At 51.5% G+C, this 21180-nt stretch carries 19 protein-coding genes; 13 read left to right on the top strand and 6 right to left on the bottom strand.

The genetic code is table 11. From position 1 onward, the window contains the following. The first annotated feature begins 4 nt into the window (after positions 1–4). The 10 genes from Q8O92_12155 (at position 5) to Q8O92_12110 (ending at position 13468) form a co-directional block, all read left to right on the top strand. Positions 5–1384: a DUF4340 domain-containing protein gene (locus Q8O92_12155; protein MDP2984068.1), complete on the top strand. Its 1380-nt coding sequence runs from the start codon at positions 5–7 to the stop codon at positions 1382–1384. After that, entirely contained in the window at positions 1374–2408 is a 1035-nt protein-coding gene (locus tag Q8O92_12150; GenBank protein ID MDP2984067.1) for a hypothetical protein, read from the top strand. Before Q8O92_12155 ends, Q8O92_12150 begins: the two co-directional genes overlap by 11 nt. Before the next feature lie 2 nt (positions 2409–2410). After that, positions 2411–3388, top strand: a complete 978-nt coding sequence (locus tag Q8O92_12145) for a VWA domain-containing protein (protein ID MDP2984066.1) — start codon at positions 2411–2413, stop codon at positions 3386–3388. A 2-nt stretch (positions 3389–3390) separates the two neighbouring features. Continuing rightward, the gene (locus Q8O92_12140) at positions 3391–4431 is read left to right on the top strand and encodes a VWA domain-containing protein (protein MDP2984065.1); all 1041 of its coding nucleotides are present in this window, start codon (positions 3391–3393) and stop codon (positions 4429–4431) included. Beyond that, the gene (locus tag Q8O92_12135) at positions 4428–5186 is read left to right on the top strand and encodes a tetratricopeptide repeat protein (GenBank protein MDP2984064.1); all 759 of its coding nucleotides are present in this window, start codon (positions 4428–4430) and stop codon (positions 5184–5186) included. Before Q8O92_12140 ends, Q8O92_12135 begins: the two co-directional genes overlap by 4 nt. After that, complete coding sequence (locus tag Q8O92_12130) at positions 5176–6942, top strand: BatD family protein (protein ID MDP2984063.1); 1767 nt, start codon at positions 5176–5178, stop codon at positions 6940–6942. The genes Q8O92_12135 and Q8O92_12130 overlap by 11 nt, the downstream gene beginning before the upstream one ends. Next, positions 6939–7721 (top strand): tetratricopeptide repeat protein, encoded by a 783-nt coding sequence (locus tag Q8O92_12125; GenBank protein ID MDP2984062.1) that lies wholly within the window; start codon positions 6939–6941, stop codon positions 7719–7721. The genes Q8O92_12130 and Q8O92_12125 overlap by 4 nt, the downstream gene beginning before the upstream one ends. Before the next feature lie 160 nt (positions 7722–7881). Beyond that, positions 7882–9360 (top strand): pectate lyase, encoded by a 1479-nt coding sequence (locus Q8O92_12120; protein MDP2984061.1) that lies wholly within the window; start codon positions 7882–7884, stop codon positions 9358–9360. Between the two features lie 265 nt (positions 9361–9625). Further along, the gene (locus Q8O92_12115; GenBank protein ID MDP2984060.1) at positions 9626–11548 is read left to right on the top strand and encodes a CocE/NonD family hydrolase; all 1923 of its coding nucleotides are present in this window, start codon (positions 9626–9628) and stop codon (positions 11546–11548) included. A gap of 168 nt (positions 11549–11716) precedes the next feature. After that, complete coding sequence (locus Q8O92_12110; GenBank protein ID MDP2984059.1) at positions 11717–13468, top strand: CocE/NonD family hydrolase; 1752 nt, start codon at positions 11717–11719, stop codon at positions 13466–13468. Positions 13469–13551: 83 nt separating this feature from the next. On the opposite strand, the gene Q8O92_12105 is transcribed toward Q8O92_12110, so the two are convergent. The 3 genes from Q8O92_12105 to Q8O92_12095 form a co-directional block, all read right to left on the bottom strand. Beyond that, complete coding sequence (locus Q8O92_12105) at positions 13552–14286, bottom strand: hypothetical protein (protein MDP2984058.1); 735 nt, start codon at positions 14284–14286, stop codon at positions 13552–13554. Between the two features lie 82 nt (positions 14287–14368). After that, positions 14369–14743 (bottom strand): hypothetical protein, encoded by a 375-nt coding sequence (locus Q8O92_12100; GenBank protein ID MDP2984057.1) that lies wholly within the window; start codon positions 14741–14743, stop codon positions 14369–14371. A 75-nt stretch (positions 14744–14818) separates the two neighbouring features. Beyond that, positions 14819–17251: a bifunctional YncE family protein/alkaline phosphatase family protein gene (locus tag Q8O92_12095; protein MDP2984056.1), complete on the bottom strand. Its 2433-nt coding sequence runs from the start codon at positions 17249–17251 to the stop codon at positions 14819–14821. 261 nt (positions 17252–17512) lie between these two features. Here Q8O92_12095 and Q8O92_12090 point away from each other — a divergent pair, with 261 nt between their 5' ends. Both Q8O92_12090 and Q8O92_12085 read left to right on the top strand, forming a co-directional pair. Beyond that, positions 17513–18619: a hypothetical protein gene (locus Q8O92_12090; protein MDP2984055.1), complete on the top strand. Its 1107-nt coding sequence runs from the start codon at positions 17513–17515 to the stop codon at positions 18617–18619. Positions 18620–18863: 244 nt separating this feature from the next. Then, on the top strand, positions 18864–19082 hold the full coding sequence (locus Q8O92_12085) for a hypothetical protein (protein MDP2984054.1): 219 nt from the start codon (positions 18864–18866) through the stop codon (positions 19080–19082). 48 nt (positions 19083–19130) lie between these two features. Here the strand turns inward: Q8O92_12085 and Q8O92_12080 are convergent, their stop codons facing one another. The 3 genes from Q8O92_12080 to Q8O92_12070 form a co-directional block, all read right to left on the bottom strand. Continuing rightward, positions 19131–19340 carry a hypothetical protein gene (locus Q8O92_12080; protein ID MDP2984053.1) on the bottom strand — a complete coding sequence of 70 codons (210 nt, stop codon included), beginning with the start codon at positions 19338–19340 and terminating at the stop codon, positions 19131–19133. Between the two features lie 13 nt (positions 19341–19353). Further along, positions 19354–19677, bottom strand: a complete 324-nt coding sequence (locus Q8O92_12075; protein ID MDP2984052.1) for an L-rhamnose mutarotase — start codon at positions 19675–19677, stop codon at positions 19354–19356. A 162-nt stretch (positions 19678–19839) separates the two neighbouring features. Continuing rightward, entirely contained in the window at positions 19840–19965 is a 126-nt protein-coding gene (locus Q8O92_12070; GenBank protein ID MDP2984051.1) for a hypothetical protein, read from the bottom strand. Between the two features lie 449 nt (positions 19966–20414). Here Q8O92_12070 and Q8O92_12065 point away from each other — a divergent pair, with 449 nt between their 5' ends. After that, the gene (locus tag Q8O92_12065; protein MDP2984050.1) at positions 20415–20729 is read left to right on the top strand and encodes a DNA replication protein DnaD; all 315 of its coding nucleotides are present in this window, start codon (positions 20415–20417) and stop codon (positions 20727–20729) included. Positions 20730–21180 lie beyond the last annotated feature (451 nt).

The raw sequence follows: 21180 nt of genomic DNA, 5'->3' as shown, positions 1-21180 counted from the left end.
AAACATGAAATTAGTAAAATCTCTCGCTGTACTCGCAGCTGTAATTGTCCTGGGAATTTTCGTATACTTCAAAGTATACAAAGTGGAAGAGCAGAAGAAGGCTAAAGAAGCCCAGGAAAGCAAGCTGATACGATTTGAACTGGACAATATTAAAGCTTTCTCCCTGGTTCGGCCGGATTCCTCTATTCTCTTCGAGCGTGGAGTGGGACGAATCTGGAACATCACCAAACCCCTGAAAACTGAGGCGTCGGGGCCGCAGATTTACAGTCTTTTCGCCTCCCTTCACCAGAGCGACATTCTCACCGTTGTGGATGAAAAGCCGAAAGATCTGAAGCCGTACGCGCTGAGTAATTCAAAATATTACATGGCGATGGAATACGATTCCGGCAAGCCCGATACCCTGTATATCGGAACAGATACCCCCGACAAGACCATGACCTATGTCAAATTCTCTTCTGAGAAACGGGTTCTGGCGGTGAGTAATGTCCTTTCTGATATCATGAAAAAGCCGGTCGTGTTTTTCCGGTCGCGCACAATTCTCAATGTGGTGGGTGACGATATACGGGGAATCGAGGTTACCCGCGGAAAGAACGATACCGACCGTATCCAGATGGTCCATAACGGGGTGACCTGGATGATGGCTTACCCGTGGAATTATTCCGGCGATGTGCAGAATATGGAAGAGCTGATAAAAAAGATCTCGGAAAGCTACAAATCGACTCTTGAGCCGAGCGAGCCCGGAGATTTGGTTAAATACGGGCTGAATGATCCTTCACTGGTTCTGAATGTTCAGCTCAAGTATGGAATGCCGGATAAAATACTCCTTATCGGGAACAAGCTGACTGAAAAAGGGAGACGGTACCTCTGGTACGCCAAACAGTTCGACGCCGAACAGGTGTTTACCCTGGAAAACAGTCTGATAACGCTTCTCACCCGGGACAATGCCTGGTTTATTGACAAACAGCCGGTGAAATTCAATCGGAATGAAGTCGACAAGATCGTGCTGAAATCCGGGAAGGAACCGATTACCTTCACAAAAGATCCGGAAAGTAACTGGAGCGTGACATCCCCGGTGGATAAAAATGTTCCTCAGGATGTAATCAACAACCTTTTCGCGATCAGCCGGTTCATGCTGATCAGCGACGTGTATTCCATGAATCCGACTCCCGCCGATCTGGTTAAAACCGAGCTTCAAAAACCCAAGTTCGTGCTTACCTTTTATGCAGGCGGCCAGGTTCTGGCGGAGATGACCTACGGCAAGTCATTCACCCAGGACACCGTTAAAACCTATGTGCTGACTAATCTGTCGCCGACCATTTTTGTTACCGGGTCAGGGATCACTTCCAGTATAAATTATGTGTTGGAAACAGTCTTTGGCAAATAGTCTGAACCATATCATCTGCTTTTGTTTTCTGCTCTTTTGCTTTGCCGAAGGGGCGCCGGCGCCAATAGCCGGCCCCCCCGAAGGGCTGAGTATCGAAATAAAGGCATCCAAGCCAGGGATTGTTATCGGTGATTCCCTCTCTATCTTCTGCACTGTAACCTTGCCCGACAGCGTTCAGGCCGGAGAACCCTACCTGAAAGACAAATCCCTGTTTATCGATACCCGGAAACAGTGGACGAAGGAAGAAAAAACTCCTGCGGGAATCAGGCGCACTTATGGATTTCTGACGTACATTCTTTCCGCCGATACCCTGAAGGTAGGACCGTTCGTGCTGGATTTCGTCACCGGTTCGGGGAGGGGCGGTGAAGCTTTATCCAATGTTCTGGAAATCAGGTCGGCAGGAGTGGCGGAAAAAGCTGATGCGCCGCCCAAACCGAACCGCGCTCCGCTGGGAATCCCGGCGAAAGGCTTCCCAGGCTGGCTTCTTCTCCTTATCCTGCCTGTCCTCGCCTCGGCTCTAGCCTGGTACATTTTGAAACGAAGGAAAAAGAAGGTATCCGCTCCTGCCATCATCGAACCGCTGGATGAGGTGGAAGAATTCGAGCGGATCCGGGCGCTGCATCTTTTGGAGAGCGGCCAGGTGAAAGAGCTCTACCTGATGGTTTCCACCGCCATGCGGGGATTCATTCACCGCAATATGGGCTTTGAGGCCATGTACAGCACTACGGAGGAGATTAAACGCACCCTTGCCCGTCAGCCTCGATACGGGGGAGTGGCCGATTCCTTCCGGGAGATATTCGAAGAATCGGACATGGTGAAATTCGCCAAATATATTCCTCCGGTCGAAATCTCTTCCACCGTTATTGACCGTGCTGAAGCTCCGGTTCGGAAAGTGCTCGAACAGATAGCGCTCGAAAAGGAAAGAGCGCGTATTGCCGCCGAGGAAACAAAACGCCGTCAGGCTGCACAAGAGGCGCCGGATACCACGAAAGAAACGGTTTCTGCGCCGGGTGGAGAACACTGATTATGTTCAGGTTTGCCGATCCTCTCTGGCTTATTCTTCTGGTTATTCCCCTGGTGATATTTTTCCAGTATTTCAGGAAGCGCGGGAAGAGCGACGCCGCAGTATGGTTTCCCGCCATCCAGGTACTGAAGGAAACCGGGGGCAGCGGCGGCAAGATCAAGCGTCTCCTGTCGCTCTTCATCGCCGCAGGAGCGGCTGCGGTTCTCGTTGTAGCCATGGCGCGGCCCCAGGTTGGCCAGACAATGCATACCCGGTCCGCCCGCGGGATCGATATCATGCTGACCCTTGATATATCATCCAGCATGGCTGCCATGGATTTCGATCCCCTTTCCCGGTATGATGCGGCCATCGAGGTTGTCAAAGACTTTATCTCCCGCCGTGTGAGCGACCGGATCGGGCTCGTTGTATTCGCTGCCCAGAGTTTCATGCTCTGCCCTCTCACCCTGGACTACGATATTCTGAAAGATCTCCTCGGTCAGGCCTGGGAGTCACGGGTGGACGACGGCACCGCCATAGGTTCCGCCATTGCCACCGCGGTGAACCGGCTCCGTAATTCCGATGCGAAGAGCAGGATCATCATTCTCCTCACCGACGGTATGAACAATTCCGGAAACATCGATCCCCTGACCGCCGCGCGGATAGCTGCCACCATGGGGGTCAGAATCTATGCCATCGGGGTGGGCACCGAAGGGCAGTCCTGGATGAGAATGAACGGAAACACCTTCCCGGTGGAGACCCATATCGATGAAGCATCCTTGAAACAGGTCGCCCAGATGACCGGCGGGAAGTATTACCGCGCTAAAAATAAGAACGAACTGCAGGGTATCTATTCCGAGATCGGCAAACTGGAAACAACCAAGGTGACCTTCAGGGAGTGGACGGAATATGATGAGAAGTATCCCGCTTTCCTGAACGCGGGCATTTTTCTTCTCGTATTGTCATTTCTTTTGGATCGAACCGTTTTCAGGAGGATTCCCTGAGTATGGCGTTCAACAATCCCGAAGGTTTCTGGCTGCTGCTCATGGTTCCGTGCCTGGCGCTCCTCGGAGTTCTTTTGGCTCTTTTAAGCCGCCGCGACCGCAACCGTTTCGCCGGTCCGGAGCTGTTTGACGGCCTTTCACGTTCGGTAAGCCCTGTCAGGCGCAGGATAGGGCAGGCCTGTTTTTTTGCCGGACTGGCGCTGGCGGTTATCGCGCTTGCGCAGCCGCGGTTCGGAACCAAAACCGAAATCGTGAAAAGAATGGGTGTGGATGTGGTCATCGCGCTGGATACCTCTGCTTCCATGCTGGCTGAAGATGTCAAACCCAGCCGCATCATGCAGGCCAAGTACGAGATCGGGCAATTTATCGACAACCTGAAAGGCGACCGGGTCGCCATACTCGCCTTCACCGGCAAGCCCTTTGTGCAGTGCCCGCTGACCGGCGATTACGCCGCCGCCAAGACCCTCCTTGATTTTGTGAATGTTGGCAGTGTCCCCGAGCCGGGCACCAATATAGCAAATGCCATCGACGGTGCGCTCGATATGCTCAAGCGGGGCTCCGACGCCGCAAGCGAGAGCCAGCTTATTATCCTTTTCACCGATGGTGAAAATCTATCCGGCGATCCCCTGGCCGCAGCCCGTAAGGCGGGATTAAAGGGAGTACATATATTTACGGTGGGAGTCGGAACAACCGGCAGTGAGCTCATTCCGCTCCGGAATGAAAAAGGCCAGCTTCAGGGCTACAAGCAAAACAGCAAGGGAGAGGTGGTGAAAACCAGCCTCGATGAGGAAACCCTGCGGAAGATTGCGGATGGAACCCGGGGAGCATACCTGCGCGAGGATAACGGCGAGGTAAATGTAAAGTCCATTCTCGACGGTCTGGGAGATATCAAAAAAACCGATCTGAACGAGCGGAGAATCTCCCGTCTGCAGGAGCGGTACCAGATTCCGCTCGGTTTTTCCCTATTCTTTCTTCTGGCCTGGCTGCTCATCGGCGAACGCAGCCGCCAGAAAACCGCATCTCCAGGAGGAAAACAGTCATGAGGAGCGTAGTTTGCCTTGCGCTATTTTTTCTTTTTATTCAGCCGGGATTTTCCTTTGCCGACAAAGCATCGTCATATAATAAAAAAGGCATCAAGGCTTACGATAACAAACAGTACGATGAAAGCGTCAAACAATTCACCGAGGCGCTTATCCAGCGCCCCGATTCGCCGGAACTGCAGTTCAACCGCGGCACCGCCCTCTCTCTTTCCGGAAAGAAGGATGAAGCGCTGAGCGAGCTTCATACCGCGGCCGGGGGGTTTCCGGCAAAAGACCTCTCCGCCGCGGCCTTATTCAACGCTGGCAATACCATGTTCACCGCGGGAGATTACCAGGGCGCCCTGGAAGAATTCAAGAAAGCGGTGAAACTGGATCCTGTTTCCCGCGACATCAGATATAATCTCGATCTCACCGCCCGTAAGCTCAGCCGGGAAGAGCAGAAGAAAAAAGAACAGCAGGGCGGCAAACAGAACGAAAACCAGGATAAGAATCAAAACCAGAATCAGCAGAATAAAGATTCCAAAGACAAAAATAACCGCCAGAGCGACGAGCAGAAAAACAAAAACGAGAACCGTCAGAAAGACCAGGCTCAGAACCAGGAAGAACAGAAATCCGATCAAAAAAAAAGTGATTATCAGCCTATGACACGGGAGGAAGCGGAACGTCTCCTCAACGCGATGAACGACGAAGAAAAGAAAACGCTTTCAATCCGTAACAAACGGTTGATGACACCGACAGGGCAGGGCGATGACTGGTAAGCTGTTCAACAGGATGCTTTGTGCAATCATTGTGCTTACGGAGCTTGCCGCGGGGGTGGCGTCCGGAGCAACTGTAACCATCACTCCGACTGTGAGCGCAAACCGTATCTCGCTTTCCGAGCGGCTCACTCTGACTCTCAGCATAACAGGACCCGATGTGGGCAAGTCAGGCGCTCCCGCCCTCAAACCCATGCCCGATTTCAGCGTCGGGGGGCCGTCGACATCGGTCGAATACCAGTGGATCAACGGGAAAACATCCACCCAGAAATCTTATACCTATACACTCGTACCCTCGAAAACGGGATTGTTCGAGGTGGGCGCCGCAACGGTAGTGGTTGGCGGCCAAACCTTCACATCGAACCCCATAAAAGTGGAAGTTGTTACCGGTTCCGCCGCGCCCCAGCCCTCTTCCAAATCCGGCGCGGTAGATGCGGGGGGCGGCGACTCCAATATTTTCATCCGGACGACGGTGGATAACAGACAGCCTTATGTGGGCCAGCAGGTAACACTTACTTTCGAGCTCTACAACCGTCTTACCCTCTGGGGGGACACCGAGTACGACCCCCCTTCAACCACCGGTTTCTGGTCGGTGGACCTCCCCAAGCTTACACCCTCGACCAGGACGATGGATAACCGTATCTTTCAATACACTGCGGTGAAAACGGCTCTTTTCCCGACCATGTCGGGTGAGCTGACTATCGGCCCGGCCTCACTCACCTACACTGCCGGTGGATTTTTTACCGCCCAGCAGACGCGCAGGCTCTCCACCAAACCGATCACGGTGAAAGTCAGGCCGCATCCTCTCGAGGGGAAACCGGATGACTTCAAAGGCGCGGTGGGGGATTTTAAAATATCCGCCCTCGCCGACCGTAAGGAGCTTAAAGCGGGAGACATCGTGACGGTGACCGTTACGGTTACCGGCGAGGGGAATCTGGATGTGCTGCCCGCTGTCAATACGCCGGACTTCTCCGCCTTTAAAACCTATGATCCCAAGGTAACGCCGAAGATTTTGAACTCCGGATTCACTGTAGGGGGTGCGAAGATATTCGAATATATGCTCATGCCTAAATTCCCGGGAGTAGTCACTTTGCAGCCTTTCTCTCTCTCGTTTTTCAATCCCCGGGACAAAAAATACCATACGATATCCACCGGCGCGGTCACGCTCCGGATTACTCCCGGCGAGACAACTTCAGCCGGCCAGAGCGACAAGGTCGATCGCCGTAATGCGGTGGTCAGGATCGGCAGCGATATCAATTTCATCAAACCCGACAAGGCGCTCCTGGTGAATTCGAATGAGCGGCTGTATGCAAACGGATTCTTTTATTTCTTCTATATTATCCCCTCCGGGGCGTTTATCGCGGCTTTCCTGGTCAAACGGCGCCGCGGCATCCTGGAGCAGAACAGGGGATTGAAACGGAAGCTGAATGCCTGGAAACATGCTGAAAAAAGGCTTGAACATGCTTCCCGGCTTCTGGAAAAAGGTGAAACATTCGGATTCTGCGCCCATGTGAGCGAGGCTGTAATTGAATTTATCGGCGACAGACTGAACATCGACCCGGGCGCCCTGACTACCGGAGAGATGGAAGATATCCTCCGGAATCATGCTGTAGCGCCTGAAACAGCCGGGCACATAAGGAAAACCATGGAGCTTTGCGATTTCGCACGGTTCTCATCCGCCGGGGCGGACAGCCAGGTGCAGAGAAGGCTCCTGGACGACGCCAAATCCATTCTCGCCGCGCTGAGAGAAACTCTATGAAGAAAATAATCGTTCCCTGTTTCATAATTTTTCTTGCGCTGGCTTCCTCCCTGATTCCGCCGTACTCCCATGCCGCTTCTTTCGGGACCGAATCGGCTGCGCTGTATAACCGGGCCGGCGACCTTTACCGTCAGGGGAAATTCCGCGAAGCCCTGGATATCTATGAGCAGCTTTTGAAAGGGGGCGTCAAAGATCCGGATCTCTACTACAACGCTTCCAATGCCGCCTGGCGTCTCAACCTGACCGGAAAAGCGGTTTTATATCTTGAACGGGCGCTGAAACTTGATCCCTCTGACCGTGATGCGCTCGCCAATCTCGCGTTCATCAACTCCCGGAAGCAGGACAAGGAAACTCCTCCCATGAATGCTGTCACAGCATTTCTGGAGAACACGTACGAACGGATCAATATCAACTCCGCGGCTCTCTGGTCAGGACTGGCCTTCGCTCTGATGATGCTGTCCTCCATCGGCCTGATTTTTTTGGGGGGATGGGTACGGCTCCCGCTGGTAACCGCCCTTTCGGTATGCGGGCTCCTGTTCATAGTGTCCACCGCTGTTCTTGTAGATAAGGTTCACCGTGATTCTACTGAGACCCAGGCGGTGATCATGGCAGGAGAGGTCGATGTATACTCCGGTCCCGGCGCCGAGAACATCCATATTTTCACCATCCATGAAGGAACCAAAGTCCTCATCGAGCGACGTCAGAATTCCTGGGATTTGATACGGTTGAAGAGCGGTGTGGGCGGATGGATGGCGGCGGACAGCCTGCAGGTGATATAGCCCGAATTATCCATGAACTTCAATACTGCAGCCCCCTAAATCCCCCGAAGGGGGACTGAAAAGACTGTATATTTTTTTTGCTTTTCCTTTTGATTTCCTGCATTATTTTTGCTTGATAACTTTCAACTTCCCATCCGTCATCAGCAGGAAAGGATGCCCCATGCACCGTTCGACTCGATCAACGCTTGTCGCCGCTGTTCTGATCTTCTGCCTGGCCAGTCCCCTCCGGGCTGCTCCGAAAGAAGCGGTAATCCTGGAGCAAGCGCTCCAGGCAATGAACAAAGCCGCCCACTACTATCACGACACTGTCTCGACAAGAGGCGGATATCTCATGGAGTACACCGCCGACCTGACTAGGCGGTTCGGCGAGCTCCCCGCCCGTGAAAGCCAGATCTGGGTGCAGAACCCCTCGACTCCTGGCATGGGCGATGCTTTTCTCAACGCATACCAGGCTTCCGGAGACCCGTTCTATCTCCGCTGCGCCGAAGATGCAGCCCGGACGCTCATCTGGGGCCAGATGGAGTGCGGCGGCTGGAACTACCTGATCGATTTCGCCCCGGGAAGTCTGAAAACCTGGTATAAGGAGATGAGCGTCCATACCGATTACGGCGAATTCATGCACTTCAACGGGAACGCCACTTTCGATGACGGAGTAGCCCGCGATCCCACCCTTTTCCTCATGCGGCTCTATGACCTCACCCTCGATCCCGCCTGGTCGGGGCCGCTCAAAAAAGCGCTGAATTTCATCATGGAAGCACAGTTTCCCAACGGCGCCTGGCCGCAGCGGTATCCCCTGATCGGAACAGATTATGACACCTACTATACTTACAACGACGGTGTGATCAGCGGAAACATCCAGGTTATGGCGCAGGCTTACAAAACACTCTGCGATCCCCGCTATCTGGAGGCCGCCCGCCGCGGAGCCGATTTCATCATCATCAGCCAGCATGAAGGCCCGCAGTACGGCTGGGGGCAGCAGCTCACATACGACATGAAACCGGCTCAGGCCCGTGAATACGAGCCAGCCTCGCTATCGGTAACCGATACGGTGGATAACATGCGCTGCCTGATGGATATGTACGAATTCACCGGAGACCGCCGCTACCTGGAGCCGGTACCCCGGACGCTCGACTGGCTGGACCGCTCCGTTTCTGCCGACGGTAATATCGGCAGTTTCCTGGAAGAGGGCAGCAACCGCGCCCTTGCCGCAAGGTTTGAGGGGGATTCGGGAACCATGGCTTCGGTGCGGATAACCTACAACCTGGCTGAAGCCATGGGAGGGTACGGTTTCGAGCGGAGGAATTTCTCCACCAAAGCGGAGCGGAAACGGTACGAATCCCTTAAATCGGCTGTCTGGAAGGATCCGCTTGCAGTAAAACCCGCGCCGCTCACACCGGAAGCAGCACTCAAACGCGCCCAGGGCATGGAACCTGAGGTAAAGCGCATCGCCGCCGCTCTCGACAACCTGGGAAGGTGGACCGAGGACGGCCGTATGTACACCGCGCGCTACTGTTTCAAGAACGAGATGGAGTATGAGGGGCCGGTCATGAAAAACGGATGGATTCGCATCGGAACCTGTATCCGTAACCTGAACCGCCTGGCCGAGTATGTACGTCTCATGAATGCAGAGAAAAAATAGAGAATTACAGTATCAGAATAAATCGGGTAAAAAGCAATGCGGTTCATTTAAAAAATTTTGAACCACGAAAGTCACGAAAAACACGAAATTTGTAATTCATTTTTTTGTATAAAATCATTTTTCGTGCCTTTCGTGTGGTTCGTGGTTAAAAATCCTGTCCTTTTTCCCTTAAGTAAACCGTATTGGGGTAAAAATGGAGAGCCCGCTTTGCACTTCATAAACCACAGTGATAAAAAGTGAAGATAACCAACGGGAGGAACGTTGCATGGACACTCCGGTTTTCAAACACAGGTACTTCCTCATACCCATTTTGTGCTCCTTTCTTTTAATCTTGACATTGCCCTCTCTTTCTCCCGCCGCAGAGGCCGAATACGGGGTCACGGTCAAGCGGGACATGATGGCGCTTATGCGGGATGGCGTCAGTCTGGCAACCGATGTCTACCTGCCGACCCGAAATGATGCGGCGATAGAAGGGGGATTGCCGGTCATTCTGAGGCGGACACCCTATAATAAGGAATCCTATCCGGAAATTGCCCGTTATTTTGCTTCCTGCGGCTATGCGGTGGTGTTCCAGGACACCCGGGGACGGTATAAATCCGAGGGGGTCTGGCACATGATGACCGACGATGGAAAGGACGGCTTCGACACCTGCGAATGGATAAGCCGCCAGCCCTGGGCGAACGGTCGAATCGGGATGTTCGGGATCTCATATGAAGGCGGAACGCAGCATGCTCTCGCAATGGAGAATTCGCCTTACCTTTCAACGGTCATTCCTACTGACGCCATGTCCAACATGGGCTATGCAAGCATGCGGAACGGAGGCGCGTTCGAGATGCGGTTCTGGAACTGGATTTATCTTAGCTCTGCCACTGGGAGCAGGCAATCGAAAGACCCCGGGACCAAAGCAATGCTTGAAAAAATGCGGGATGACAGAAAGTTTTACCTCATGAATCTGCCTCTCAACAGGGGAACGACACCCCTGAAACTCGCCCCCGAATATGAGGACTGGCTGGTGGAAGCCATGCGTCATGGCGCCAACGACGACTTCTGGAAGCAGAACAATATCCTGGACTTTACCGACCGCTACAAGGACATGCCGGTGTACCTTGTGGGAGGCTGGTATGACTCCTGGGGCGGAAACACCACAGCGAACTATAAAGCACTCAGCCGTAAGATAAAGGGGCCGGTATACCTTATCATGGGACCGTGGATTCATGGCCAGCAGACGGCTTCATCCCACGGCCAGGTAAGCTTCGGCAAGGATGCGGCCATCCCTGACAGGCTTGCCTGGTGGCGGGAATGGTTCGATCGCTGGCTGAAGGGCATCGATAATACTGTTGGGAAGGCGGCCCCGTTTGCCGCCCCTGTACGGATTTTCATCATGGGCTTCGGCGACGGAAGGAAGGACGCCGACGGAAGGCTGAATCACGGGGGGTTCTGGCGTGATGAACAGGAGTGGCCTCTCGCCCGCACTCAATACACCAAGTATTACCTGCACCGGAATGGAGGGCTTTCCCCGAATCTGCCGAACGAGGCCCGCTCTTTTACCACGTATCTGTTCGATCCCCGCGATCCAGCGCCCACTATCGGGGGCAATATTTCTTCCGGCAACGGCATCCTGCAGCAGGGTGCATGGGACCAGCGCGGCGGCCCGGATATATGGAACTGGACCCAGCCGATACCTCTCTCCGCAAGACGCGATATCCTGGTTTTTCAAACCGAACCGCTCGAACAGGATTTGGAGGTCACCGGGGAAATCACAGTCACCCTGTGGGCATCCTCCTCGGCGCTCGATACCGATTTTACCGCAAAGCTGATCGATGTGTATCCTCCGAATCCTGATTATCCGGGAGGTTTCGATCTAAATCTGGAGGATGGCATCATCCGCGCCCGTTTCCGGGATTCCCTGAAAGAGGAGCATTTGATGAAACCGGGCGCTATTTACCAGTTTACAATAAAGCTTTACCCGACCTCAAACATATTCAAGAAAGGCCATCGCATCCGCGTTGACATTTCAAGCAGCAATTTTCCCCGTTTCGATGTGAATCCCAACAGCGGGGAGCCGCTCAACGAGCACCGCCGGATGGTCACTGCAATCAATACTGTGCTGCATGACCGGCCCCATCCCTCCCATATCGTTATGCCGGTGATACACGCTTTGTCGAACACGGGGAGATTATATGAATAGATGCCGAAACAAGTTCGGCAGGACACGGTATATATAGATGCCGAAACAAGTTCGGCATGACACTTGTCACCCTGAACTTGTTGCCGCTTCGCGGGAACGATAAAACCGTTTCAGGGTCTAAGAATACTAAATATATTTACATATATTTCACAATACGAGGAGAATTAAGTGAAAGCAGCTCTTTTACATTTCCGCACCACTCTTTTAGCCGCATTTTTCGCGGCGATTTTACCGGCAGCCTCCATTCCTTCATTCTGCCAGGAAAAAGCCCCGGTCAAGGTAGAGGAAATCGCCCTTGCCGCTTCTGATGGCATAAAGCTGGCCACCATCGTCGTCCGCCCTGAACGTGAGGGAAAATTCCCGACGGTTATCTTCCGGTCGCCTTATGGCGCCGACTGGATGAAATCGTACCTTCAAAGATTCGCGCAGCGGGGATATGCCTGTGTATACCAGGATGTCCGGGGACGGTATAATTCCGGGGGCGTGTTCGACCCGTTCGTGAATGAAATCCCGGACGGCGATGTCACCCTGAGGTGGATACGCTCGCAGCCGTGGTCGAACGGGGTGGTGGGCAGCAGCGGACACTCGTATCTCGGATTCACCGCGCTCTATCTTTCCGCCGGGAAAGAAACCCCGCCGCAGGTCATCGTGGCCAGCGACCCCGTGGCTTCTCCCCTGGGCGGACTCTATACAAACGGCGCGATGAATCACCACTTCGATTACTACTGGGCTATACTGGTGGATGGGAAAGACCGCGACCTCCAGCCGGTCATCTCGCTGGACTGGGAGCGCCTGTTCCCGCTCCTTCCCCTGAGTGATGCGCCGCGTCTTGGGGTGAACAGTGAGATACCCCACTATAAAAAATGGGTGGACTGGGCCAACGGTTCATTTGGCAAGGGACTGCTTCCTCAGACCTCCCGGCTTGCCTGCGACAATTCAGCGGTCCTGCTCATGGGCGGGTGGTTCGACCTGTTCTGCCCGGATGTACTGAAGCTTTACACCCAGCTCAGAGCGCGCAGTTCCGGGGAGAAGGTAAAGCTTATTGTCGGCCCCTTCGACCACGGCAGCGACCCGCCGCCTGAAAGCGAAATGGACTTCGGAAACTGGAAGAGCGTGAATATCCAGGGATTCCAGGACCGCTGGCTCGACCGCTGGCTTCTTGATTCCCCGAACGGCGCCGATAAAGAACCTGCGGTACGCTTCTTTCTCATGGGCGACAACCGCTGGGTATCTGCGGCCGCCTGGCCGCCTGCCGGAACTACGGAGAAATCCTTATACCTCCACTGCACCGGAAAGGCAAATACCCTTCGCGGTAAAGGAATGTTGAATGGCAAGGCTCCCGCAAAGGAACCGTACGACGCATTCACGTACGACCCCGGGAACCCGGTACCCACGCGCGGCGGGAGCATCTGCTGCCTCCGTGAGATGACCAAAGCGGGCGCCATGGATCAGCGGGTCATCGAGGGGCGTGAGGATGTCCTCGTCTACACCACAGGCGTTATTGACCGGGATATTACCGTGGTTGGCCAGGTCGAGCTGGAGCTGTTCGCCTCAACGAGCGCCCGCGATACCGATTTTACCGGCAAGCTCGTAGATGTCGGCCCCGAAGGCAAGGCGCTGAACATCACGGAGAGCATAGTCCGCGCCCGTTTCCGCAACGGCATGGGCGACCCGCAATTTTTGACTCCCGGAGCGGTCGAGCGCTACCGGTTCTCCCTGGGGCAGACCGCCATGACTTTCCTAAAAGGTCACCGCATACGGCTGGAGGTTTCTTCATCCAACTTCCCCCGCTTCGACCGCAATCTGAACACCGGCGGCCCCATCGGGGCAGAGAGTTCTTTTGTCAAGGCAGACCAGAAGATTTTCCACGACCGGGAACATCCATCGCGGCTGATTTTGAGCGTGTGGGATAAGAAATAAGAGGGAAATAAAACAGGAGATAGAGGAAGTGAGTTATATAATGAACTCACTTCTTTTTCAAAACTATATTGAACACCTTATTGTTATACTTTTTTCTCAATCTGTCTCCATCCATAACCTCTCAACTGAATATATTTTGTTACTATTTCGTAAATAGCTATATGAACGTGATTAAAAACTTCGGCACGACCATTAATAAAAGCTTTTACCTCATCATTTGATGCTTTTATTACCATATAGTCTTGAGCTGACGCATCTGCAAAATAGAATCGTGTCTGTTGAAGGTTAGACCCCCTTGAAACATAAGGAATCCGTTTTGTTGTTGGAGATAAAAATGCGTTAGAATAACCTTTGAAAATCTCTTTTGGGTCATAATGAAATGCAATTTTATTGCGTAAAAATAACAGTGAGTGACCTACTTCACCTGTACTTGTATGATTAATAGCTGCGATTTTTAATGCTGTCCATGCTTCACGACCTTGCTTATTGATTTTACTAATGATCTTATTGAATATAGGTTCTTCTATTGCATTGACTGAATGTTCGATGAGATTGAAAAGTTCAAATATTATGCCTGCTTGAATTCTTAACAAGTGAACACGTAAGCCGCTAATCTCGCCAGACAATTTAGTCTCTCTTAGTGGTTCATTAAGTAATGATTTATTAATAGCATCATGAGCAACATATATATCACGAAAATCATTATAAACTAATGATAATGAAAGAACAAGATTGCATACTGACTGTGGGAAAGTCCCATCACTTTGAAAAGCTTTGGGATCAAATGTTTCAAGTCCTACAAGTTCATCAGCCAGCATCTCTTCCCCCCTTTTCATTAATCCAATATTGTGGAAAGAAAGGAAAAAAATTGATATGATTTGCTTGACTTTACTTAATTGTTTAAAGGGATTCTGATTCTGTTATTTTTTTTTGCTTATCTGTTTTACCTGTAAGAAGCAAAACTATACCTAATGCAACTGGAATTAAACCAAGAGCAATAAAAATTTTTAGAGGTATTCTATAAGAATATTTTGGTTCCCAATGACCTTCTCTTCCCCTAGGGTAATAATTATCAGGGGGAATAGTTACCCAGACTTTCCCAATATTTATTTCAAATATATATGCATCTTGAAGATTAATTATGAAACTATCCCTTGCATCCCAACCATCTGTAAATAAGATACTTAGAATACAAAAAAATACTCCACAAACAATAAGAATTATTCCACGAGTTTTTATAGGAGCGTTCATAAATTGTTTAATAAAATTTCTCATAGTTAATTTCCTCTTAAATGTCCTATCGATTTTTCAATCTATCTTATTAATATTTCAGAAAAAATTAAGGTTCTCTCATTCCTCTTCCTCTTCCACCTGCGCCGCTCTTCTATGTATCGGGCGGGGCATCTCGGAATTTTCTCCTCTGATGGATTTCCAGATGATCTCGTTCAGGCGGATTTCCGGAGTGGCGTCCTCACGGCTGAAATCCATCGCCATGCTGTCATGGGCGCCGTAGGCGGTCGCCATGTTCTTCTCATCGAGCGGGACAGTAGGGCGCAGGACTTTGTAGGGTGTCATGTCCGGGCGGTCACTGAAACAGTCCACCATGGGATAGGCAGCAGCGTCGTACTGGCTCATGGGCGGCAGTCCGAGGATCAATTCCATGGTGCGCAGCATGCTCGCCGTGTCGTAGAGGGTGTGATCCACATATCCCCGGCGGATATAGGGGCTGACCACCAGCGCCGGTGAGCGGTGGGCGTCCACATGGTCGGGGCCGTTCTGGGCGTCGTCCTCGACCACGAAGACTGCGGTATCCTTCCAGAACCGGCTGTGGGTGACAGCTTCTATGACCTTGCCAAGCGCAAGGTCGTTTTCAGCAACCATGGCCCGCGGGGTGGAGATACCCGGATTGGTGCCGTTGGTGTGGTTATTCGGCAGCCGCATGATGATGAAACGGGGAAGATCGCCTTTCTGCTCGAACTCGTGAAGCTCCCGGATGAATTCGGCGGCTCGCAGTGTGTCGGGATAGCTCATGTCCCAGGGACGGAAGGCGGGATCGTAATGCCCTTCGAGCGCGTGGTGTTTCACCACAACCGATTTGCCTGAAGCAACTATGAATTCGCCGTAACTGCGGTAAGTCAGTCCCTTGCGGGCGGCTGTTTCCCAGATGTAACCGCTTGTGGGAAAGGCGATGGGAAACTCCCCTTCCGAAGGGTAAGGTATTCCGCGTCCGGAGTAGGAGGAAGGCCAGGATTTCTCCACAAAGTCGGTGGCGATAGCGGCGGTGCTCCATTCGTGGCCGTCGGCGCTGACCTCGGCGTCCACGTAGAAATTATCCATTAAAACGAATTTATCGGCCAGCGCGTGATAGTTGGGGGTCACATCGGGGCCGAAGAGGCAGAGGCTGGAATCGCCGTTGCCCTTGGCCATATCGCCGAGCACCTGGTCGTAGGTGCGGTTCTCCCGGATGATATAGATCACATGCTTGATGAGCGAAGGCTCCCCGACCCGGCGCGGCACTGCATGGGGTTTGACCACGCGCTCCTTTTCCAGGAGCTTCCGGGCGACCTCGCTGAACCCGTTGTTTTTTTCCGTCTGACTGGTGTATGAGGCGAGCTGACGGGCATTCGGGATGGGTATGACCGATACGGTGCCGTTGAAGAGGCCGCCAATATATTCAACGAGGTTTTTCTCGCGCGGCAGGGTAGGATTGGGCCCTTTCGGATTTGGTTTGGAAGTAAGGCCTTTGCCGCTCGCAACATACAACTTGCGGCCGTCCGGGCTGAGCGCAAGAGCGGTTGGATACCATCCCACCGGAATCAATCCCTTGACCGTGCTTTTTCCGCGCCTTGAGACATCCACAACTGCCACATCATTATTTGTGGCATTGGCCACATAAAGTGTGGAACCTTCGGAGGAGAGAGCCAGAGCGTTCGGGGTGCTTCCAAACGGCGCATTCGGGTAGGGGTGCAGCTCAATGGTCTCGATCACCCGGTCGCTTGTAGTGTCGATCACCCAGGCATCGTCAGTGTTCGAGCAGGCGACATAGAGAAGCTTCTCATCGGGCGAGAAGAGCATGGTATTGGGATGATCCCCGACTTTGACCCGTGAAATGATCGCGCCGCTCTGAGTGTCCACCACTCCTACTTCGCTTCCTCCCCAGAGACTGACATACAGTTTGGGCTGTTTTGACAATACCTTTATATCATAGGGGAATGAGCCGATTTTTATCTGTTTTTCCACCTGATCCTTCTGTACAGAAACAAAGGCCAGGCAGTCGCCCCGGTTTTCGGCAACATACAGAGTCTGGCCATCTTTCGAGAAAGCCATTCCGGCGGGAAATATCTTGGGCGGCGCATCGGGTCCTTTGAGCGAAATGGGCGTCCCCGGGGTAAAATCACTGCCGTTTCTCTGCCAGGTCAGCACCTGCTCGGCGCTTCCCCCGGACGCATAGAGCGCGCGTCCATCAGGACTGAAAGCCAGGCCGTAGAAAGATTTCCCGGTCTCCAGCTCGCTTACCACAGTGTCCTTTTCGGTGCTGATCAGCGAAATAAAATGACGACTGTAGCCGTTGTTGGTTACCGCCAGCAGTTTGCCGTCCGGCGAGAGCGCCATATTCAGGGGAAGATCTCCTACCGGAATATGACTGCCTGCCGGAGTGAGCACCCAATGGTTGGGAAGACGGGTACCCTGTTTCATAGGGCCGGGTAGCTCCGGCTTCCTGGCGCAGGAAACCGCAAGGAGGACAAATAACACTGTTGTCGCAACAATTCGGATTCTGGTCATGGGAATATGCTCCGGAAAATGGTTTATGAGAAACAAGAATCGGTGTACAAAAAACAGGTGTCATGCTTGGAAATACCAGGGATAATATAGGGAGGTGTTCTGACCAATAGCAAGAGGTGAAATATAGGGCACTAAAGGACATAAACGCAATTTGATTATCATCCCCGGAATTTTATAATATATTTGTAATTTTTTACTTGACATTATCCCATTTTTATGCTATGATTACTTCGTAAAGTTTCTCAGGAATTGGGCAAGAGCATGCAGCGCAAAAAAGAGGAGGAGTACGCGATGAGAAAAGGTATTGCTATTATTCTATTCGCTCTGATGGCTGTAGGACTCGTATGGTTCGGGTGCAGCAAAGAGAACAACACTGTGACTGCGCCGGTCACCCAATCCCAGCAGGCCGCCAAGCTCGTTGATTTGCCCGCGAACTTGCAAAAAGCGGCCGATGCCCTTCAGGAGCATAACCCTCAACTCCTGGGTATTGCCGATGTAGTGGGCACTGCTGTTGGTCTTGGAGCGGACGGTACACCGGTGGTTCTGGTTCTGACCAAAGTTCCCGGTGTTCAGGGAATCCCAGCCAGCCTTGACGGCGTTCCCGTTGTGGTGGAAGTTACCGGTGAAATCAAAGCGCTGGCTCCACCGGAGGTCAAAGGCAAACCAATTGCTTTAAAACCTACAAGCACATGGCCACGTCCCGTGCCAATCGGAGTCTCCACCGGAAATGTAGGCGAATGCTCTGCAGGCACTATCGGTTGCAGAGTGAAGGACACCTCTGGAAATGTATATGCTCTCAGCAACAACCACGTGTATGCCCTTGAAAACAAAGCACCTCTGGAAAGCATTGTTCTTCAACCCGGCCGTTATGATACGGGTTGCGTTATAAAACCCGATAATGAGATCGGTAAACTTTCCGCTTTTATACAGATCGATTTTTCTGGTATAGATAACACGGTTGATGCTGCGATTGCTCTTTCTTCAACCACCAACCTTGGCAATGCCACTCCCACCGGCGGATACGGAATCCCAAAATCAACTACCGCGACAGCCACAATCGGCCAGAATGTGCAGAAATACGGTCGTACATCTGCGCTCACCAAAGGCAGAATCACCGGCATCATCGCTACGATTAATGTAGGCTATACCAGCGGTACCGCACGATTTGTCAATCAAATTATCGTTCAATCGAGCAAACCATTTATAAAAGCTGGGGATTCAGGTTCGCTTCTCGTGACAGACCCTGGTTATAACCCCGTTGGTCTGCTGTTTGCTGGTAACAATATCGGGACCTATGCAATTGCTAATCAAATTGGTGATGTTCTTTCAGCATTTTCAGCACTCGGAGTGACCATCGACGGGCAGTAATTTCATTATCCAACGTGCATTCTTTCAACAAAACAGGGAAAGAAGAGGCTGAATTTCAGAACCTTTTCTTTCCCTGTTATTTTAGGGAAGTTCAAAAGTGTCAGCATATTCTGTCAAAAATGAAAAAAGAAGATTCTCCATTATTCGATTTGTTTTTCTGGTTCTTATAGGTATCGGAATGATAACCATTTCTATAGATATAATCAGCTGCGCAAACAAAAAAAAACCGACGGAAGTAAAAAAAATGTCAATAGAGGAAGTGTTAAAAAAACATACACCGGAATTGATGTCCATTCCAGGGGTGGTGGGAACTGCTCAGGGTAAGAAGAATGGGAAGGATTGCGTTCTGGTGCTCGTGGTAAAGAAAACACCGGAAATAACAAAAAATATTCCTTCATCATTGGAAGGTTTCCCGGTTGTAATTCAGGAAACCGGTGAAATCCGATCCCTGGATACACCCTGATCTTTATGTATCGCCGTTTTTTTTCCGCCCTGTATTATTCTTACATCTTCACACCCTCTTGCTCACCAGATAGATCCCCGCAATCAGAACCACGCTGACAAAGGAAAGGTTCAGGGGTGTTTTCACAAGGTAAGAGATTCCCATGAGCACAATGCCTCCGACGAGGGGAACAATACGTTTCTTTTTCTTCCCGTAGATGAAGAATCCCATGCCGATCGATCCCCAGACCAAGGCAGTAAACAGGTAGCCAGGATCCATAGTTAATTCTCCTTCAGTAGGTGTGAAACACCTCTTCCATCTCAGCCCACCATTCGCCTTCCTTGCGGGTTTCGAGCGGTTCCTGCAAGGGCATGCAGAAACTCCACCACCGCTGGGTTTCAGGATCGGCGGCCATCATCTTCATGTCGTTTTCGAAATCACTCCCGACATATTCAAAATAACTGAACAGGTAACCGTCCTTGTAATAGATTGAGTAATTGCGGATGTTGCACTTTTTGATCATGTTCAAAACCGAGGGCCAGACCGCCGCATGGAGACGCTTGTATTCCTCCAGGCAGCCGGGTTTGACTTTGAGAACCGAACCGTAGCGTTTCATAGAACCCCCGAAAAGGAAAGGATGTGTGAGTCACCATATACCTCAGTAGATGCCGAAACAAGTTCGGCATGACAAGCGTCACCCTGAACTTGTTTCAGGATCTATATGATTTATACGGCTTTTACAAAAACCTTTTTAAATATAGTGAAGTATCGGTTCATGTCAAACAGCCTTTTCTTTATGCAGCGGATGGTCGCCATAAGCTTCCCACCATAACCGCGCCGCCCGCCAGAGATTGGGATGGAGGAGCGAGAAGCTGTCCTTTCCTCCGGATACTGCGACGCACACCCGGTCAGGGGGCTGTAACGGTAGCTTCGGGTCGAGAGTTTATCGTGTTCCATGAATGCAATATATATAAAAAAGATGGGGCAGGAAATGTGAAAAATCCCCACTGCCTGTCGGCATCCCCCCTTGTTAAGGGGGGAGCTATGTGGGCGTCTTTCTACCCCCTTTATAAGAGGGTCGCCGCTTAATGCGGCGGGGGGATTTTGTCTCAAGAGCGGAGGTGAAAGAAAGAGCCGCTTATGCCGGAAAAAAATGGGCGATTGCCGGAAAGTGAATTTGGGTATTGACAGAGTGCGCGCATGATGTATACTATCATTATGATTAGCAAATTGACATAGCGCATTATGCGGAAACCATATAAAGACGCCCGATACATGGGCAATGGGACTTAATTCATTGACCGTAGGCAGCACAGAAATTCCGTTAGCATGTTATCTGGGAGGGAAGAAATAATGGCGAAGGAAATTGCGAAGCCAACAGGCGGACATGTGTCGCCTTTCGAGCGTATCAAGCGCACGAACGAAGCGAATAATGAGTATTGGGAGAGCCGCGACCTGGCGGAGGTTCTGGAATACACGCAATACCGGAACTTTGAGGCTGTAATTGAGAAGGCTAAGCTGGCTTGTTTCAATAGCGGGTATCGTATCGAAGACCATTTTGCTGACGTCAGCAAAATGGTCGAGATTGGGAGTGGCGCAACGCGGGAAATCAAAGTTACACTGCTTTCTGGAGCGTTCCGTGATTGTCTTATTACTGCAAGCCAATAATTTGGAAGCCGGAGAAATACCTGCTCCCTTTTTTTTCCTTTTACCGAAGAATCACGACCATGAACCCTCGCTTTCATCCAAGTCGATTACGTCCCCAATGTCCTTTTATTAGTCATTAATTCCTCCCCTAAAATCCTAAATCGAACTCACTTCCACTTGAATTGCGCTTGGGTAAGTTTTAAAAAAAATGTTTAATAATCAAATTTCCCTATTTTTGTGCTTGACAAGCCAAAAAATAGGGCTATATTTTATGATAGTGGTGAGTTGTGGGGAATCGTGGGAAGAATTTCTATCCGCTTTATGCTTTTTATTTACAATTGTTTCCCAAGCGACAGGAAATCTGGATGCTGAAGAGCAGAGGTTACACCGGCAGAACCGACCACAAAATCGACTCAAAAGGCAGATTGAGCATCCCTGCCTTGATCCGCAAGGATATTGCCCCCGGACAGGA

The organism is Candidatus Latescibacter sp. (genome assembly GCA_030692375.1).
In the GTDB taxonomy this organism is placed as follows: Bacteria; Latescibacterota; Latescibacteria; order Latescibacterales; family Latescibacteraceae; genus JAUYCD01.
Note: the sequence above shows the minus strand (reverse complement) of the source record. Positions and strands in the feature narration are given on the sequence as shown.

Excerpts from the sequence above, each read along its gene's own strand:
- Q8O92_12155 (MDP2984068.1), top strand. The coding sequence starts at position 5 with ATGAAATTAGTAAAATCTCTCGCTGTACTCGCAGCTGTAATTGTCCTG.
- Q8O92_12145 (MDP2984066.1), top strand. The coding sequence starts at position 2,411 with ATGTTCAGGTTTGCCGATCCTCTCTGGCTTATTCTTCTGGTTATTCCC.
- Q8O92_12140 (MDP2984065.1), top strand. The coding sequence starts at position 3,391 with ATGGCGTTCAACAATCCCGAAGGTTTCTGGCTGCTGCTCATGGTTCCG.
- Q8O92_12135 (MDP2984064.1), top strand. The coding sequence starts at position 4,428 with ATGAGGAGCGTAGTTTGCCTTGCGCTATTTTTTCTTTTTATTCAGCCG.
- Q8O92_12130 (MDP2984063.1), top strand. The coding sequence starts at position 5,176 with ATGACTGGTAAGCTGTTCAACAGGATGCTTTGTGCAATCATTGTGCTT.
- Q8O92_12125 (MDP2984062.1), top strand. The coding sequence starts at position 6,939 with ATGAAGAAAATAATCGTTCCCTGTTTCATAATTTTTCTTGCGCTGGCT.
- Q8O92_12120 (MDP2984061.1), top strand. The coding sequence starts at position 7,882 with ATGCACCGTTCGACTCGATCAACGCTTGTCGCCGCTGTTCTGATCTTC.
- Q8O92_12115 (MDP2984060.1), top strand. The coding sequence starts at position 9,626 with ATGGACACTCCGGTTTTCAAACACAGGTACTTCCTCATACCCATTTTG.
- Q8O92_12105 (MDP2984058.1), bottom strand. The coding sequence starts at position 14,286 with ATGCTGGCTGATGAACTTGTAGGACTTGAAACATTTGATCCCAAAGCT.
- Q8O92_12100 (MDP2984057.1), bottom strand. The coding sequence starts at position 14,743 with ATGAGAAATTTTATTAAACAATTTATGAACGCTCCTATAAAAACTCGT.
- Q8O92_12095 (MDP2984056.1), bottom strand. The coding sequence starts at position 17,251 with ATGACCAGAATCCGAATTGTTGCGACAACAGTGTTATTTGTCCTCCTT.
- Q8O92_12090 (MDP2984055.1), top strand. The coding sequence starts at position 17,513 with ATGCAGCGCAAAAAAGAGGAGGAGTACGCGATGAGAAAAGGTATTGCT.
- Q8O92_12085 (MDP2984054.1), top strand. The coding sequence starts at position 18,864 with ATGTCAATAGAGGAAGTGTTAAAAAAACATACACCGGAATTGATGTCC.
- Q8O92_12080 (MDP2984053.1), bottom strand. The coding sequence starts at position 19,340 with ATGGATCCTGGCTACCTGTTTACTGCCTTGGTCTGGGGATCGATCGGC.
- Q8O92_12075 (MDP2984052.1), bottom strand. The coding sequence starts at position 19,677 with ATGAAACGCTACGGTTCGGTTCTCAAAGTCAAACCCGGCTGCCTGGAG.
- Q8O92_12065 (MDP2984050.1), top strand. The coding sequence starts at position 20,415 with ATGGCGAAGGAAATTGCGAAGCCAACAGGCGGACATGTGTCGCCTTTC.